This window comes from Zobellia sp. OII3 (assembly GCF_002211465.1).
GTDB lineage: Bacteria > Bacteroidota > Bacteroidia > Flavobacteriales > Flavobacteriaceae > Zobellia > Zobellia galactanivorans.
Map to the genome: position 1 here is coordinate 1,163,887 of NZ_MWRZ01000001.1, position 17,905 is coordinate 1,181,791.

The window sequence follows — 17,905 nt, forward strand, 5'->3', positions numbered from 1 at the left end:
AATAGATCAAGAACCTTGTTGTAAACGTATGTTCTATACCATCTGAAATGCAATAAAACAAAGACCAAGTAAAATTCAAGAGATGACAATCAAACCAAGCATTAGAAAATCAGCGTTCACTTTTTTTAAATGTTGGCCTTCCGCATTATGGGTACAGCGTATTATGGTAGTATTGGTTACTTTATCGTTGACTTCCTGTTATACCTCAAAAGGGGTTAATTATTTGCAAAGTTCTGATGAGGAAATGACCATTCGTTTGCGTCCCACCGAATACGGGGTACAGCCAAATGATGTGTTAAGTGTAAAGGTGCAGAGCAGAGATCCCGATCAGGTGATGTATTTTAATAATTCAATGGTGGAGAACAAGAATTTACAGGCAAATCCTGCGTCTTTGTTCTTGAACGGCTATACGGTAGATAAAGAGGGTACTATAACCTTGGCCGTGGTAGGCAAGGTAAAAGTGCAAGATCTGACCGTGGAAGAAATCAGGGATATGGTTCAGAGTGAAATTGACAAATACTTGTTGAACGCGGTGGTCTCCGTAAAGCTTACCAGTTTCAAGATTTCTGTTTTAGGAGATGTTAAAAATCCGGGCACGACCTACATTTATAATACACAGGCAACAATTTTTGAAGCCCTGAGTGCTGCAGGAGACCTTAATATTTCCGGAAAAAGAAAGAATGTAAAATTAATTCGCCAACAAGGGGATAAGTCAATTGTTGTAAACCTAGACCTGACTAGCCCTAGTATCATAAGGTCGCCCTACTATTTCATGCATCCGAACGACGTGTTGTATATAGAGACTTCAAAAGAAAATCTCTTCCAAAGGAATCTTGGAGTCTTCAGTCTGGTCTTATCTGCTATATCGACAACTATTTTGGTGTTGAGTTTCAATTCGAACTAACTGCAATGTCGTTTTAAATATAGGGTATAGGGTGAGAATTACATCCCAAACCGGGTGCGGACAAAGTTGTACGGTATTGGGGAAAACAATAATGATAATATAATGAAAGAGAAAAAGAATAATCAAGTTAACCCTCAGCAAGAGATTAACCTAAAATTATTTTTTCGGAAGATATATAAGAACAAAATGTTCTTTATGTCCAGTATTGGTTTCTTCCTGCTTTTGGCATTGGTTTATATAGCTGCAGCAACGCCTATATATGAAGTGTCGTCCTCGGTACTGATCGATTCTAAAGGCCGAAACCGCGTTTTAGGTGACAGTAAGTATGTTGATGGGGGTGTAAGCCTCATCGAGATGGAAAAGAACCTATATAATGAAATAGGTATTTTAAAGTCGTTCAGTCTTATCAGGCAGACCATAGAAGACCTTAATTTTGACGTGTCTTACCACACCGAAAGTCTGTTTTCTTCACAAGAGAGGTATGGCTATTTTCCGTTTGAAGTCACTTTAAACCGGTCTAAGCCTCAACTCTATGGGATTCCTTTTGAAGTGGAGTTACTTGGGGGCGATAATTATAGGTTGACTATTGAGGCCGATGATGAATTTGCGGTTTCCAATCCACAGAACGGTTCGGTTCGCGAGGTTGAACGAAGCTTTGATTTTTCGCAAGAGTATAAGTTCGGGGACATGGTCGAACACGAGTATTTTACGTTCACCCTTAATCGTCCCGAGTATAGTGTCAATATAGAGGACTTTGATGGGGATGACTTTACTTTTGTCATCGGCAATATTGAAAATGTAGCCAAGGACTATATGGGTAAGCTTGAGGCTGATAATATTGATATACAGGCTAGTATATTTAAAATTGTGTCTTCAGGGCCTATCGTTAGCAAAGAAGTTGACTTTCTTAAGAAGCTGACCGAAAACTATGTGCAAAACGAACTTTCTTCAAGAAATGAAATCGCTGCCGGAAAAGAAGCCTTTATTAGAAACCAATTAATGATCATATCAGATTCGTTAACTCGGTTTGAAGTAGAGTTGGAAGCGTTTAAAATTGATAAAAAGGCGGTTGACCTTGGGGCTACGGCTTCCAACGCGCTTGATCAGACGAACAATCTACAAGTTGAGGCGGCCAAGATCAAAATGAACATCAACTATTATAATTCTATCATGCGTAGTGTAAGAAATAATAGGAATAATGATGATTTTATAATGCCATCGGGTATAGGTATAGAAGACCCGCTTATCAACCAAAACATTCTTGAGCTAAAAGAACTTTACGCCGAACGATCAAGAAAGAAGTTTTATGTGACCAGTAACAATGAGGAAATGACCATTTTAAATGGGCAGATACAAGAGGCGACCGAATTGTTGTTGAACAACTTAAGAAGTGCCGTAAGGTCATCACAAGCGGCATTGGGGGGGATTACGTCACAGCTCTCGAGCATTGATGAGGAAATCAGTTCTTTGCCTACCCGGGAAATACAACTGCTCAATATTCAACGACAGAACACCCTTTATGAAAATTTGTATAAATACCTAAGCCAAGAGTTGGCAAAAACAGGTATAGCAAGGGCGGAAAGCACTTCGGATACACGGGTGTTAGATGAAGCTAGAATGGTCGGGAACGGCCCCGTGGCGCCACAAAAATCACTTTTGCTGGCCTTGGCCGTGGTTCTTGGTATGCTCATACCTCTTGGATGGATGATATTCTTTTCACCTGACGATACCATAGAGAACGTTCATCAGGTAATGGCCAATAGCGATATGCCTATTATTGCCAGCATTGTTCACTACGACAATAGTTCGACCGATAAATCCCGCGGCATTCCTTTTTTGGGTGTTGAGGTTGAAAAGTGGATCAGAAAATTTAAAGGAACGAGTAGGCTTTTCGATTTTGTAAATGAAAATCTCAAACCTACCGATGCCGATTCCGAGGTGGCATTATGGAAACTAAAAGAATCGTTTAGGGACTTAAGTACCAACCTTAAGCTCGTTAACTCGGAAGATAAAGGTGTCATTGGCATTACTTCGATTTTGCCAGAAGAAGGAAAGACCTACAGTGCCATTAACTTGGGTATAACCTTTGCGGAAGCAGGAAAGAAGACTATTATAATCGATGCCGATCTGCGGAATCCTAGTTTGGTCGACCATGTAGGTAAGGTGAAAGGGAGGGGACTTTCAAATTATCTTAAAGGAGAGGTGAAATCAGTTCAAGATGTAATTTACACCCACGACAAACTCGATAACCTCAAATTTATACCAACATCGATTGTAGACGGTAATGTTCATGAGTTGTTGTCGTGCGATAAAATGAAAACTATTGTAGCGCAACTCAGGGAAGAATACGATTATGTGATTTTAGATACTCCCGCAGTAGGTTTGGTGTCCGACTTTTTGTTGCTTTTAGATGTTATGGATATCAATCTTTTTGTGGTACGAAGGAATATCTCTAAAGTGGAGTTTTTAGAAGATCTAGATAATTTGATTCCTCGGGATAAAAAGAAAAAGAGCTATATCATTTTTAACGATGCCCTTAAAGAAGATCATAAATATGGCTACGAGGCAAAATATGGTTTGAACAAGGAAAAACAATTGATAGATAAGTCTTTTTCGGTATAGGGTTGAATTCCTTTATAAGCACTTTGCTCACTTTTGAACCGAATATATAGGAATGGGTAATTACGAACAACATTTTAATTGGACCGGTGTTCAGATTCACCACTTTTACATCTACTTTGTAATTGCAGGAATCATAGCTTCTTATTTGACTTATAAAAGCGAGTCAAAATACAAATTGGAAGGCTTGTTGTTGTCGTTTTATTTTTTGACCGGAAACATAAATGACCTGTTAACCATAAAGATTCCCGGCTTCAGTTTTTTTGAGATACAGCCTCTTCGGCTTATATACCTTCTTTTGCTCTTTTTTATTGTGAGAAAGACATGGTTGTCAAAAGAAAAGTTGGCATCTCCAGCCACCCGAAAAACACCTTTGTTTATTATTCCTCTAGTGTTATACATCATATTGCTGTCCATTTCCATTGGCGTCAATATTGAAGATGTAGGTATGGGCGACGCTTTAAAAACGGTTCTCGAGTCATTTGCTTTTGTGATTATCCTTTTTGGTTTAAAACTTATGGCCGATCAACCGACCTATGATTTGATCGGAAAATCGATTATTATAGGGGCTATTTTTAATAGTATTGTGGCGATTATTCAATTTGCCTATAATCCTTATTTTCTTAGAATCGGTGATGAAAGACTGGCTTTTGGTGATGTTCTAAGGTCAAATGGCCTCTTTACTGCAGAATATTATAATTCGTATTTCCTGATTATTGCGATTGTCTGGGTGCTTACTACCATCAAAAAAAATATATGGAAAACCGGTTTGGTCATTTTATTTTCTATAGGCGTGGTAACCTCGTTTATGAGAATGAGTTGGATTATACTAGCCTTGGTATTGGTGACCTATTTAATTTTCATTAATAAAGTGGCGTTGGAAAAACTTTTATTTGTAGGTCTGACCGGTTTGGCAATAGTTTTATCTCTTTCAATATTTTATTATCAGGATATTATGAATAGTACCTTGGTGAAAGAACGTTTAACAGATTCGGTAGGGGGAAGAAAGGGCTACTATACGATGGTTTTAAACAATATCGACAAGAAACCTTGGCTAGGCTTCGGAGGGCTCAAAAACGAAGTTTATTACGTTAATTTGTTGAGGATAACCCAAGACCGTGACCGGGCAACCGCCAAAACGGGTAGTTTGCACAGCGGTTATTTCTCGTCTTTGTTTGAATATGGTATTCCGGCAGCTGTTTGTTTTACTTTATTTGTGATTTTGTCCGCGTATTATTATTCTCGTTCGTTTCATACAAACCTATATTTTGTGATACCGTTTTTGGTAAGTATCATATTTATGATTGGAAACCTGACCAATACGTTTCTGTTCTTATCTTATTTGTCCGTCCTTTATGCCGTACATATCGGTATGGGTATGGGAATACACAAAATAGAAGAGAGTCGAGTATTTACCTCAAAAACCAATCGTCTAAAATAGGTTAAGATTCACGTATGAAGTTATTTGAAAAGGTAAAAGCTCTTGTTGGAAAAGAAGGTAAGGGTAGGTCTGCAAAGGCCAAAAAGAATATATTTTTTACTATTTTAATTAAGGGGCTCGGTATCTTGATTGGCTTTCTTTATTTTCCATTGTCTTTAGATTATTTAGGAGCCGTTAAATTTGGTATTTATCTTACCCTTTTGTCGGTTATTGATTGGTTCTTGAATTTTGATATTGGAATTGGCCTCGGTCTCAGAAATAAGTTCGGTGAAGCCGTTGCTAAAAATGATGATGAAAAAGCTGTTGCATATGTAAGTACGGCATACTTTGCGCTAGCCATGATAATTGTATTTGTCGTGGCCGTTTTGTTAATTATTAATTTTGCGTTTCCTTGGACTGATTGGTTAAGCGTAGAAAGTTCTCTTGTTTCCGAAGTAAAATTGCTTGGCGCGGTAATCATCGTAGCTTTCGGTATACGGTTCATCGCAGGAAATGTATATGAAATATTTTATGCCTTACAAAAAATGGCATATGTGGAATATTTCACCTTTCTTACGAAGTTTTCATTTTTGGTACTGATCCTTATATTGCCTTATATCCAATCGGATTCTTTGTTTTTGTTCGGATCAGCAAAAGCCCTTACGTTCGCTTTGGTTCCTTTAGGGGTAGGTATCTTTTATTTTAGACGTAAATTCCTTAAGTATAGGCCTTCCTTCAAACACGCAAAACGCGAATATTTTAAAGATATATTTTCCTTGGGGACCAAGTTTTTTGTTATTAAAATGGCAATGCTTGTCATACATCAAACCAACAACATATTAATTGCCAGTTTTGTCTCTTTGGAAGGCGTTCCTCAGTACGAGGCAGCATTTAAATATCTTTCGGTTTTTACAATGCTCTTTGTTATAATCACAAATCAGCTGTGGCCTTCTAATATAGAGGCATATGCTAAAGGGGATTTTGAATGGATGAGAAAGTCGTTGAAGACGGTGCTGAAGGTTTGGGTAGGTACATTGATCATTGCAATAATTATGGTAATTGTTTCACCGTATGTGTACAAGTTGTGGCTGCAAGATCACTTGGAAGTACCTATTGTTGTTTCAGTGGCAGTGGCTATTTCGGTCAGTCTGACTACATGGGTGAATATATTTAATATTGTTATAAACGGTACGGGTAAGGTAAAACTACAAATGTACGCTTGGGTTTTTGCGGCATGTATTAATATACCTGCATCTATCTTTTTTGTAAAATTATTGGATCTGGGCGTTGTAGGTATTGTATTGGGAACAATAGTTAGTCTAATTCCAGTGGCCATTGTATCGCCCGTTCAGGTTGGTAAAATTTTGTCAAAAAGCGACAAGGGTATATGGGCGAGATAGCAAAAATACCTATTTAAGGTGTGAAGGCTAGTTAGTATTAATTTAATATTTCGTGTTTTGCACAATAAGAAGCTTGGTAGTAAACATATTGTTTTTTTGGGGGAATCTGGTTTTCCCTTAGGATTGGCAACAATTCAAAGGTTGACCCTAATGGCTAGGGCCTTTGTTCATGTTGGGGCTAAGTCTACGGTTATTTGTAGAAAAGGGGTGCATTCTAAAGATGGTAATGCAAACTTTCCTTTACGGGGGGAATTTGAAGGAATAGATTATTTCTATACTTCAGACAGTATTTTTAAACCGAAAGGTTTTCTCAGGAGAAACTTACAGAAGATTGCCGGTATATTGGGAGAGTTTCACACCTTGAAAGCGCTTAAGTCGTCTCAAGGTATAGATATGATTATTGTCTCTGAGATGAAAGTGGTCCACATTTTGCGTTATTGGATGTTTTCTAGGTTGTTGAATGTGCCGATGGCTGTGAACTTGGTGGAAATGGCTTCTTCAATGCAGCATAGAACCTCTATTTTTCGAAGAATCAACGATTTCTTTCTTGATAATTGGGTGATTAAATTGTATCAAGGAGCATTGCCAATCAGTGATAAATTACATGAGTATTATGCCAAAGTTTGTCCTGGAAAGCCAAACATGAAAGTGCCCATTATTTGTGATTTTGACAAGTTTAGTGTAAAAAGGAAGGATAGCGAGCCTTACTTCCTTTATTGTGGTAGTTTCAGGTACAAAGAAGTGCGCGATTTCGTTATTGGCGCTTATGAGCGTATAGCCGATAACGAAGAAACTAAATTGTACATGATTGTAAGCGGAGGTAGTGTAAAAGAAACGGAAGACTTACAGGCAGAAGTCAATAAGCAATATAAGACTGCGCCCATAAAATTATTTTCCAATATACCTTATTCTGAATTGGTGCAGCTGTACGTAAATGCTATAGCCTTATTAATACCCTTAAGGCCAACCGTTCAAGATAGGGCGCGTTTCCCACACAAGATAGGGGAGTATTTGGCCTCAGGAAATCCGGTTATTACAACGGATATAGGGGAGGTAAAAAACTATTTTGAACATGGAAAAACAGCGTTGATAGCTAATAGTTATAATATGGATGCCTTTTCAAAGGAAATGAAATTTATAATTGAGAATCCGATAAAATCAAAGGAAATAGGCTTGCAGGGTCAAGAAATGGGGCGTAGAGAATTTGACTATAGGACCCTTGGTGAAAACATGTGGGAATTTGTTGAAAATATATCAGCCACATAACGTCGGACAAGCTGTTTACATGCGTATCTAATTACGTCAAGATTTAATAAGTTGTACGGGTAATTCTATTTGAAAATCAAGTTGCCCGTTTGTATTCTGAAAAGTTAAGGTACATATGAAAAATATTTGCATTACGATCAACTCACTTAACCGGGGAGGAGCAGAAAAGCAATGTTTATTGTTGGCCAAGGCTTTAAGAAGAAATCATAATGTTACTGTTGTCGTTCTAAGCGATAAGCCAATACATAGGCCACATATTTCTTTTATCGAAAAAGAAGGTATTGAACACGTTTTTTTGCCAGCCAACATTGTTTTGAAAAGTTTGAGTTTCATTCGTTTTTTAAGGTGTAATGAGATAGATATAGTTTTTTCATTTTTACCTACTGATAGTATTTTTTCGGCTATTTTAGGGAAAATTGCCGGGGTTCCGTATGTAATAGGTGGTATCAGAAACAGCTATTTAGCCCGTGCAAAGTTTATAGGTCTAAAATGGGCGAACAATTTTATTCTTGACTATACGATTGCCAATAATTTTGCTGCTTACAGGGCGGCTTTGAAATTCGGTTTTAAGAAAAAGGTTTTTGTTATCTCCAATGGAATAGAATTGAAGCCAGTGCCTAATCGCGAAAAAAAAGAAAGTGTGATTAAGGTTATTAGCGTGGGAAGACTTGTTGAACAAAAAAGATATGATGCTGCTTTAAAATGCATAGCTCGTTTAAAAAAGAACCTTGGTGACACTGATAAGAGGATTAGTTATACCATTGTAGGTCAAGGGCCGGGTGAAGAAATAATACGCACAGAGATAAAAAAACAAAATTTGGAACAAGAAGTCGAACTTATTACCGAGCCTAAGGATATTTTCGAGCTATTGCTTTCTGCCGATATTTATTTATGTACTTCCTCCTTTGAAGGCGTGAGTAATGCGATTATGGAGGCAATGAACTGTTCCTTGCCGATAGTAGCTACCGATGCGGGAGATAATAAAAGGTTGGTGCTTCATGGCAAGAATGGTTTTGTAGCAGAAGTTGATGATGTTGAGAAACTAAGCGATTATCTCAAGGAATTGGTGCTTTCTCCTTCATTGAGAACTAAAATGGGCAAATCGAGTCTTGAACATTTAACTGCTAATTTTAGTTATAAGACCTTTCGCTCGAATTATCTAAAATTGATCGATCATATTGACAATTTGGAAATCGAGGAAGGGTGTATGTTCGTAGGGAATCAAACTGACGCCTGTTCAAAAACGGTCTGATTATATATCTTTTTAGAGATTAAATAAAATGAAAGACAAGAAAAGAATTGCCTTTTTCGGAATAAAATATTTCCCTTCTCGAGGGGGTACTAGCCGGGTAGCTGAAAACATCATATTAAACTTGGTCGACGATTACCACATTACTATCTATTGTTACAAAAATGAGCAGGCTAAGAAACATATAAAAGGGGTTGAAGTGGTTCAATTTCCAGAAATTAAATTTGGCAATTTTGGTGTTTTCTTATATTATTTTCTGTGTTATTTACATATTCGTTTTTTTGGAAAGTATGATATTGTCCATGCGCATAAAATAGATAGTTTCTTTTTCTTGGATGGTTTGTCGAAAAGTGCTAAAGTTATAGCTACGGCGCATGAAGCTCCTTATAAGAGAGATAAATGGGGTAAACTGGCAAAGGTTTTTTTCAAAGTATGTGAACGAAGGTTTTTGAACTTTAAAGGAGTAAAAACCGCTATTTCACGGCCCCTTTGCGATTTTTATAAAGAACAAAACAATGTCGATGTGTTGTTTATTCCGAATGGGATTAATCTTGCCGAAGGAAAACAACATGCGGGAGATGTTGAGTTTTGGCCTGTTGGCCTGCCTCAAGACACTCCTTATGTGTTATTTGCTGCGAGAAGGATTATGGGGACGAAAGGGTTGCACACTATGCTTGAGGCATATAAGAAAATGGATTATAAGGGGCATATCTTTATCGCAGGAGAATTGGATAATTATCCCGCATATATAGAACGAATAAAAAAACTAGCTACTGGCCTAAAGGTGCATTTTTTGGGTTTTGTGAGCCCTTTGTCTCCCTTGTTGGCTTTGGTAGAACGAAGTGAGTATTTTGTTTTTCCTTCGGAAACGGAAGGTATGTCTATTATGCTTCTTGAAGTGGCCACTACGGGTAAGCCTATTTTAGCCAGCGATATACCTGAAAATACACAGGTCTTTAGTCAAGAGGAAGTCCTTTTTTTTAAGAATAAAAATGTAGGTGACTTGGCCGATAAGATTAAATGGATAGAAAACAACAGGGCTTCTTTTGATAAGCGGGGACTTAATGCTCAAAAAAAAGTAACCTCTAGTTATACTTGGGATAAGATTGTGCTTGAATATAAGCACCTGTACCAAAATATGTGATTTTCTTTTTAATTATACAGAAGTAAAATGTCAAAGAATTGGGCTTATGTATTCGTTGTAACTGTGTTTGTGTCGTTTTCGCTTCAATATGCGATACGAAAAAAAGGAGTGAGGCAATCATCGGAGCTTAGAGGGGAATTGACCTATTCTGGCAGCGATGATTATACGGGTATGGTAAAGGAAAGTGATGTAAAGGGACCCATTAGTATCGATTCAACAGAAAAAACGAGATGCGTAACCCAAGGGGGGCGTGCTGATGAAAGTGGTTGTAAAATTTGGTGTTGGGCGGATATGTCGTGTTCGCTCAGTAGTGTGGGAAGTAAAAAGATATTTCTTGGTGAACATCACTTGAAAATCGATACAGAGTGTAATGCGGATCAGGTCAGTATTCATGAGGGGCGTCTTAGGTTCCATATAGATCCCCAAGAGCCTATTTCTAACGATTATTGTGAAAGGCCTTATAACATGAGGGCTGAAATAAGGACTGCTCCTTGGTTGGTCAACCATCCCATCGGTACGGAAGAATGGTTTGGATGGGATTATTCCTTTGATGAAGATTATATTATTGATAAAAAAAATCCTTGGCTTTTTTTTCAGGTACATGAAGGAACATGGGGGAAGCCTCCTCTTATTGCTTTATGGAGTATGAACCAAGGTGGCCCGGGTAGTTCAAAAGGGGGCGAGATTCATGTGGTAAATAATGCCTATGCCTCAAAAAGTTTTTATTATCCTACTGGCTTTATACCGAAAGCTGGAGATACACTTAGGATTGTGGTTCATGTAATATGGGGAGACCATACGGGAGGGCTGTTGCAAGTCTGGATAAATGGAATAATGGTCCTCAACAAAAAACAAAGAACCGTAAGGGCAGGCAACCCTGTAGGGGGAAATGCAAAATGGGGTATTTATAAATGGAACTGGACCCATACCGATAAAATTGAAGAGTCGAAAGTGCAAGGAGTGACTTCTTTGAGTACCTCTATGGGGGTTCTTCGTATAATTACCAGGAAACCCCTAGACAAAGATTACCTCAAGCCGTCTTATAATGAGGTAATGCCAGACTGACTATCACGACTTTCTTTTGGTCGAATTTTGGTTTAGAGGGGTATTTCGTTTTTTTTTAATATAGAATTAGACTTCTTTGAAATCGTTCCGACCGTTGGTTGTTTCGGTTTTATAGTTGCTAATCTAGTTGCCATGTAATCTACACCTCCTTTAATTTTATATGTAGGAAAAAAGATAATAAACCACACACGACTTCGTTTAAATAGTACCAAATTAAGGGTTGGCCAAGAAGATTAAATGGTTTTCTGGTTGATTTTCACACATAAACTTAACCTAGTTCGATAGCTATTTAGTTGTAGCGGTCGAATATCAATTTAGATAAAGTCTTTCGCACTTTGTCGGCATATTTCTATGGTGGTACGTTTCGGGAAATTGGGGCTGTTGATCCTGTGTATGGTACAGTTTGTATCCTGTTCTAAAGATGGTTCTTTGCTGCAAAATAAAGAGCAGGCAACTCCAGATACACAAACCATATCTGTTCCAAAAAACACACCCTGTTTTACCCAAGGTGGGTTTGCAGATGATAAAGGACTAAAATCGTGGTGTTGGCAAGATGTAAACATACCTAGTTATACGGGTAAAAAAGGGGTCGCTCTTAGTAATGGGTATCTTCATGTGGATTCGGAATGTTATGAAAAACAGGTTGCAATTGAAAATGACCGGATAAAGTTCTCTGTTAATCCAATATACCCTGCTGTAAACAATTGGTGTTCAAGAGATTATAATATGAGAGCCGAGATTCGTACTGCTCCGTGGGATGTTCGCCATGAACTTGGTACGGAAGAGTGGTTCGGTTGGAGTTACACATTTGGCGATAACTATATCATTGACCAGAATAACCAATGGAAATTTTTTCAAGTACATAATGGTGTTGTAGGGCAATCTCCGCAAATAGGCCTTGAGATTGTTAATGCTACCCAATTTAAAGGGCATCAAGCGGGGGAAATTTATGTTACTGTTGCTGACGAATCGGCGAATTACAATCCTACCGGTGTTTTGCCAAAAGCAGGAGAAACTATAAATATAGTGGTTCATGTGGTTTATGGCGACGCGAAAATTGGGCTGCTCCAGGTCTGGATTAACGACGAGCCTGTCTTTAATAAGCAAGTATCTACAATTGTAAATTCGCATCCTTGGGGCGGCAATGCAAAATGGGGTATTTATAAGTGGCCCTGGGCAAACTCGGAAGGGGTCGATAAATCTATACAACAAGGAATCGATCGTTTGGATACTTACATGGGGGCATTGCGAATTGTAACTAGGAAACCGGGCGATTCAGATTATTTGGAGGATGCATATTCTTTGGTAGACCCGAACTATCGTTGAATGAAAAGTTTTTTGAAATACCTTGAATTGGCCCGAATATTTTGGAAATATGACGAGTCGATAAAAAAGGTTTTATTATTAAAATATAGGTATCCACATAAAAAAGCTTAGAAATTAGCCTTAGTTTTGACGCTTGAAATATGTTCTCCCATTTGTAGTTTTAAAACAGAATATAATTTGTTTTGAAATGGAGTTTGGCGAAGTCCTAACAATTAAGAAGTGTTATTTAATTCGATAGAATTTCTCATTTTTTTACCAATAGTATTTTTACTTTATTGGTTCGTTTTCAGTAATAAACTAAGGTATCAGAACTTGTTGGTTCTTGTCAGTTCATATGTGTTCTATGGCTGGTGGGATTATCGTTTTCTATTTCTCATATTTCTATCTACAGTTATAGATTATTACGTAGGGTTGGAAGTTGAAAAGCAGACAGTTCCTAAAATGAAAAAAATATTCCTTTGGATGAGTGTCTTATTCAATTTAGGGGTTTTGGGAGTGTTTAAATATTATAACTTTTTTGTTGATTCTTGGGTCGAACTCATTCGAGGTTTCGGATATCAACTAGAGAATAAATGGACGCTGAATATTATTTTGCCTGTAGGGATATCTTTTTATACTTTTCAAACAATGTCTTACACTATTGATGTGTATAGGGGTAACCTAAAGCCCACCAAAGACTTTGTTTCCTTTGCGTCTTTTGTTTCTTTTTTCCCTCAATTGGTTGCTGGTCCTATAGAAAGGGCCACTAATTTGCTTCCTCAAATTCTAAAGAAAAGGGTTTTTGATTATCGTATTGCGGAACAAGGCCTTCGTTTAATACTCTGGGGGATGTTCAAAAAGGTTGTTATTGCCGATTCTCTTGCTCCGATAGTCGATAACATTTTTACGGGGTACTCCTCTTTTGATGGAGGCACACTTTTTCTTGGAGCGGTATACTTTGCTTTTCAAATATATTGTGATTTTAGCGGTTATTCCGATATGGCCATTGGGACATCTAAACTTTTCGGATTTGAACTCATGTCAAATTTTAAATTCCCTTACTTCTCTCGTAATATCGGGGAGTTTTGGAGAAGATGGCATATTTCCTTGTCTACTTGGTTTAGAGATTATCTATATATTCCATTAGGGGGCTCTAGGGCAGGGAAGTGGCAGTCTCTTAGGAATGTTTTTGTGATATTTTTGGTCAGTGGCTTTTGGCATGGAGCAAATTGGACGTTTGTGATATGGGGATTGATTCACGCTATATTATATATACCCTCGTTTGTTCTGAAAACTAATAGGAAGTACCTAAGTGAGGTAGTGGCAGAGAACAGGATTTTGCCATCTTTGAGGGAAATTTGGCAGATGGGTATAAACTTTTTTTTCGTGGTTATTGCCTGGGTTTTTTTTAGAAGTGAAAACGCTTTACAAGCGTTTGATTATATTGGAAGGATTTTTACGAATTTTTCGTTTCACGTATCCTATAAATATTATTTTGTCCAATACATACTACCCTTGATCCTGTTAGAATGGGTTTTTCGAAGAGATGAACGTTTAGAACATGTGAGCAAATCATTTTGGTTCGTTTTGACTATTGTTTTATTAGTTTTTATAACGGCCAAGTTTGGAGGGGAAAAATCATTTATATATTTTCAGTTTTGAAAAGATTTTTTAAACATATTTTCATTTTTTTTCTCATACCAATGGGGCTGGTAATCGTTTTTTTTAATACAAAATATGCTTTGTATTTAAATGAATCGAAAGAGGTATATGATCTTGTTGAAGAAACCGAAAAAAATAATGTCGATAGTTTTACTATCCTTTTGGGTGATTCTGTTTGTCGCCAATTTTTTGGCAATCTGAAAGGAGATGATGTATATTGTTTGTGTGAAAATCAGAGTTATGAGATACCAGGGAACTATCTGCTTCTACTGAATTTACTAAAAGATAAGTCTAAATTTCAAAATCTGGTATTGGTTATCAATCCTCGTACTTTAATTTCTTCACTAAATCAACCATATACATATAATTACTTTGTTAAGCCTTTTCGTCCACTTCTCAAAAACTTAGATAGAGAAGAAAAAAAGTATATTGAGCATATGTTTCCTGATCGGGACCTGTTAAAGTATAAGTTTTCCAGTTTTGAATTACAAAACGCATTCGATATTTTGAATGATACTTTAGCGGCCCCCTATTACATATCGAAGGTCAACCTTAAGTACTTAGCTAAAATAGATTCGGTTTGTAGAAGAAATAACATTGACTTTAAGATAGTTTCTCCACCGCTTCCTGTTTCAAATAAAGATTATGTTGAAAAAATAGAGGTAAATAGGGGGGGTGAGTTGTTAAGCGAGTATTTTAGTTCTATTACATATTACCCTAATGAGTATAGTAAGGACGGCTTACATCATAAAGACCCGGAACTGTATTCTAAAAATTGGCCTGAACAATTAAAGGAAGTTCTGAACACTAGTGAATGAAGTTGTTGGTTTTGCCTTTTAATCGGTTATTTTGAACCTTTTGTCGACCAAACCATGTGTTTTTATCGTATATAGCGGCGAACTTATGGATTAAAATACAACTACCCCAGAACTACTTATGAACACTATCCCCAAACGAACGTTCGTCTTTGTTTTCTTTTTTTTAGGCGTAACTTTTTTATTGAATCTTGCTTGTAGTAAAGACGTAGACCACTTAAAAGATGCTGTTTTTAGCAAGCCCATAATTCCTATTGATGACGACAGTGTAATAGATAGTGAGGAGTCTGAAATTGAAGAAAACCTGGGAGAAGGTCAGCAAGAGGATCAATTAACAGAGGAAGAGACTGAGATTCGAATGGTGGTTTTTCACCCTATCAATGATGCTTATCTTCAAAACGGAATTGGTTATAATGAACCATTGATGAGGCTTGAGGAAAATCGGAGAACAAGTTATCTTATGTTTGATTTAAGTCCGATAGATTCTATTAAGGGCAAAATTACTGCAGCAAATTTGGTTTTTGTGGTAAATTCCGATGATGGGAATGGGGAAATAGATGTTTATAAGGGAAGCTCAAATGATTGGACCGAGACTGATCTTACCAAAGAATCTGCTCCTGAGATAGAACATATTTTAGGTGTGGTCGAGCAAGAATTTAGAGTTAATTCAGAGGTGCGTATCGATTTAAATGAAAGCTATCTGTCTGCAGGGTATACAAGCCTTGTGTTAGATCATAAAGATGGGGACGATTTGGCCTTTGCCTCAAAGGAAAGCGCTATAGGAGGGAGTAAGTTGATCGTGTCTTACGAGGTACCCGTCGGAACTAAAATTTTGGAATTGGAAAACCTAGGCGCCAATGAAGAAAACGAATGGGATTCAAATGACGAACCAGGGAAAGATACCGCTGAAGGTCAAGATCAGGATCCAGAGGGTAACGATACCGAACAAGAAGGAGAGGAAGAGCCTGTTGATGATCCCGTTGAGGAAGAGGCTCCTGTAGGGGAGGAGCCTATTGAAACTCCCATTGAGGAAGAGACTCCTGTAGAAGAGGAAGAACCGATTGATGATCCCGTTGAGGAAGAAACTCCCGCAGAAGAAGAACCGGTGGAGGAAAATCCCGAGGTTCCCGAACCTCCTACAAGTCCGGCGAACGAAGCTCCTGTCGCCGTTGTCGGTGCCACTCCCAAGGAAGGGAGCTTGCCGTTGAAGGTCAGTTTTAATGGGGGCGATTCATCGGATGATAAAGCCGTAGTTTCGTACCTATGGGACTTTAAGGACGGGGAAACGGCTAGCTCTAAAAACCCCGAGCACACTTTTACAGAGGCCGGCACTTATGACGTTGTATTGAAAGTAAAGGATGAAGAAGGATTATCCTCTTCGGGTAAACTTACTATTAAGGTTCTAGCTGCTAAAAATGAAGCGCCTACCGCAAAAATCAGTGCTAATACAAAGTCGGGAGAAGCTCCTTTAGAGGTTCGCTTTACAGGAAGTGGGTCAAGTGATGACCAAGGAATCAAAACGTACGCTTGGAACTTTAAGGATGGAAAAGCGGCAAGTACCGCAAATCCAGTCCATACTTTTGCCAAGGCCGGAACTTTTGTAGTCGAACTTGCGGTAAGCGACGAAGAAGGGCTTACCGACAAAGAGACTGTTACGATAACAGTAGAAGAGCCTAAGAACGATCCCCCGGTATCAAAACCCTCTGCCAGTTCCCAATCGGGTGAAGCTCCGGTCGAAATTCATTTTACGGGCAGCAATTCAACGGATGATAATGAAATTACCGGTTATAAGTGGGACTTTGGTGATGGGGCGATTTCCACTGAAGCGAACCCTAAGCATACCTTTGATACTCCGGGAACATATTCAGTTAAATTGGAGGTGGTCGATAAAGGCGGACTAAAGGACGTGGAGCATATAAGTATTACGGTAAGTGCCCCGGAAAATGAGGCTCCGACTGCGGTAGCTTCGGCAAGTGTCCTCTCAGGTGAAGCCCCACTAAAAGTTGATTTTACCGGAGGAAATTCGAGCGATGACAAGGGGGTCGTGGGTTATTCTTGGGACTTCAGTGACGGTACCTCATCAAGCACCAACCCTTCCCATACCTTTAACAATCCGGGGACGTATATGGTAAAGCTTACGGTACGTGATGAAGAGGGGCTTGTCAATACCGATAATCTTACAATTGCGGTAGCACAGATGCCGATTGGTAATATAGATTGTAGTGTGAGAGGTGGTTTTGCCAACGATTCGGGTGAAAAAATTTGGTGCTGGTCAAATATTGATATCCCAAGCTATTCAGGAAGTAAGGGGGCGGCCTTTAGCAATGGGGAATTGCATATTGATTCTGAGTGCTACGAACGACAAGTAACCAAAAGCGGCAATAGGATAAAATTTAAAGTCGATCCGACGGTACCCGATACGGAAGATTGGTGTTCAAGAGATTTTAATTTGCGGGCCGAAATTCGAACGGGGCCTTGGGACGTGCGCCACGAAAGTGGTACTGAAGAATGGTTTGGTTGGAGCTATACTTTCGGAGACAATTATATCATAGATGAGAACTCGCAATGGAAATTCTTTCAAGTTCATAACGGTATTGTTGGAAAAGCTCCTCAGATTGGATTGGAAATTATTCATGGAGGGCAATTTATAGGTCATGAAGCAGGTGAAATCTATGTTACCAACGCGGCAGGTGGCGAAAAGTTCAATCCAACGGGAATTGTCCCAAGAGCTGGGCAAACTATAGATGTGGTCGTTCATGCCATTTGGGGGAATTCGTCCAATGGCCTCTTACAAGTTTGGATAGATGGCAAGAAAGTGTATGATAGGCAGGTGTCGACCATGTTGTCCGGTTATCCATGGGGAGGAAATGCTAAATGGGGAATTTACAAATGGCCTTGGGCCAATAGTGAAAATGTAGAGGCTTCGAAGAACCAAGGTATAGGCTATTTGGAAACCTACATGAGCGATTTGAGGATAATAACAAGAAAACCTGGGGATCTAAATTACGGTGCCGATTCTTATTCTCGGGTAGCGCCAAATTAGGGTCGTATGCTGC

Annotated in this window: 12 protein-coding genes; all 12 read left to right on the forward strand. The window is 38.5% G+C overall.

The features are described 5' to 3' along the window. The first annotated feature begins 82 nt into the window (after positions 1-82). The 12 genes from B4Q04_RS04875 (at position 83) to B4Q04_RS04930 (ending at position 17,892) form a co-directional block, all read left to right on the forward strand. Complete coding sequence (locus tag B4Q04_RS04875) at positions 83-904, forward strand: polysaccharide biosynthesis/export family protein (protein ID WP_088696132.1); 822 nt, start codon at positions 83-85, stop codon at positions 902-904. 102 nt (positions 905-1,006) lie between these two features. After that, complete coding sequence (locus tag B4Q04_RS04880) at positions 1,007-3,526, forward strand: GumC family protein (protein ID WP_123772330.1); 2,520 nt, start codon at positions 1,007-1,009, stop codon at positions 3,524-3,526. 52 nt (positions 3,527-3,578) lie between these two features. Continuing rightward, the gene (locus B4Q04_RS04885; RefSeq protein ID WP_088696134.1) at positions 3,579-4,964 is read left to right on the forward strand and encodes an O-antigen ligase family protein; all 1,386 of its coding nucleotides are present in this window, start codon (positions 3,579-3,581) and stop codon (positions 4,962-4,964) included. A 14-nt stretch (positions 4,965-4,978) separates the two neighbouring features. Next, the gene (locus B4Q04_RS04890; protein WP_088696135.1) at positions 4,979-6,343 is read left to right on the forward strand and encodes a lipopolysaccharide biosynthesis protein; all 1,365 of its coding nucleotides are present in this window, start codon (positions 4,979-4,981) and stop codon (positions 6,341-6,343) included. 57 nt (positions 6,344-6,400) lie between these two features. Further along, positions 6,401-7,609, forward strand: a complete 1,209-nt coding sequence (locus B4Q04_RS04895; RefSeq protein ID WP_088696136.1) for a glycosyltransferase — start codon at positions 6,401-6,403, stop codon at positions 7,607-7,609. Positions 7,610-7,724: 115 nt separating this feature from the next. Further along, positions 7,725-8,861, forward strand: a complete 1,137-nt coding sequence (locus tag B4Q04_RS04900) for a glycosyltransferase (protein ID WP_088696137.1) — start codon at positions 7,725-7,727, stop codon at positions 8,859-8,861. A gap of 28 nt (positions 8,862-8,889) precedes the next feature. Next, positions 8,890-10,002 (forward strand): glycosyltransferase family 4 protein, encoded by a 1,113-nt coding sequence (locus B4Q04_RS04905; RefSeq protein WP_088696138.1) that lies wholly within the window; start codon positions 8,890-8,892, stop codon positions 10,000-10,002. A 27-nt stretch (positions 10,003-10,029) separates the two neighbouring features. Beyond that, on the forward strand, positions 10,030-11,067 hold the full coding sequence (locus B4Q04_RS04910) for a heparin lyase I family protein (protein WP_088696139.1): 1,038 nt from the start codon (positions 10,030-10,032) through the stop codon (positions 11,065-11,067). Positions 11,068-11,460: 393 nt separating this feature from the next. Then, positions 11,461-12,393, forward strand: coding sequence for a heparin lyase I family protein (locus B4Q04_RS04915; RefSeq protein WP_161496044.1), 933 nt, complete (start codon positions 11,461-11,463; stop codon positions 12,391-12,393). Positions 12,394-12,612: 219 nt separating this feature from the next. Then, positions 12,613-14,034 (forward strand): MBOAT family O-acyltransferase, encoded by a 1,422-nt coding sequence (locus tag B4Q04_RS04920; RefSeq protein WP_088696141.1) that lies wholly within the window; start codon positions 12,613-12,615, stop codon positions 14,032-14,034. Then, positions 14,031-14,852 carry a hypothetical protein gene (locus B4Q04_RS04925; RefSeq protein WP_123772331.1) on the forward strand — a complete coding sequence of 274 codons (822 nt, stop codon included), beginning with the start codon at positions 14,031-14,033 and terminating at the stop codon, positions 14,850-14,852. Before B4Q04_RS04920 ends, B4Q04_RS04925 begins: the two co-directional genes overlap by 4 nt. Before the next feature lie 181 nt (positions 14,853-15,033). After that, positions 15,034-17,892, forward strand: a complete 2,859-nt coding sequence (locus tag B4Q04_RS04930) for a PKD domain-containing protein (protein ID WP_123772332.1) — start codon at positions 15,034-15,036, stop codon at positions 17,890-17,892. Positions 17,893-17,905 lie beyond the last annotated feature (13 nt).

What these genes read in the sequence shown, in the direction of transcription:
- B4Q04_RS04890 (WP_088696135.1), top strand. Translation starts at nt 4,979, where the DNA reads ATGAAGTTATTTGAAAAGGTAAAAGCTCTTGTTGGAAAAGAAGGTAAG.
- B4Q04_RS04885 (WP_088696134.1), top strand. Translation starts at nt 3,579, where the DNA reads ATGGGTAATTACGAACAACATTTTAATTGGACCGGTGTTCAGATTCAC.
- B4Q04_RS04900 (WP_088696137.1), top strand. Translation starts at nt 7,725, where the DNA reads ATGAAAAATATTTGCATTACGATCAACTCACTTAACCGGGGAGGAGCA.
- B4Q04_RS04875 (WP_088696132.1), top strand. Translation starts at nt 83, where the DNA reads ATGACAATCAAACCAAGCATTAGAAAATCAGCGTTCACTTTTTTTAAA.
- B4Q04_RS04880 (WP_123772330.1), top strand. Translation starts at nt 1,007, where the DNA reads ATGAAAGAGAAAAAGAATAATCAAGTTAACCCTCAGCAAGAGATTAAC.
- B4Q04_RS04910 (WP_088696139.1), top strand. Translation starts at nt 10,030, where the DNA reads ATGTCAAAGAATTGGGCTTATGTATTCGTTGTAACTGTGTTTGTGTCG.
- B4Q04_RS04915 (WP_161496044.1), top strand. Translation starts at nt 11,461, where the DNA reads ATGGTACAGTTTGTATCCTGTTCTAAAGATGGTTCTTTGCTGCAAAAT.
- B4Q04_RS04905 (WP_088696138.1), top strand. Translation starts at nt 8,890, where the DNA reads ATGAAAGACAAGAAAAGAATTGCCTTTTTCGGAATAAAATATTTCCCT.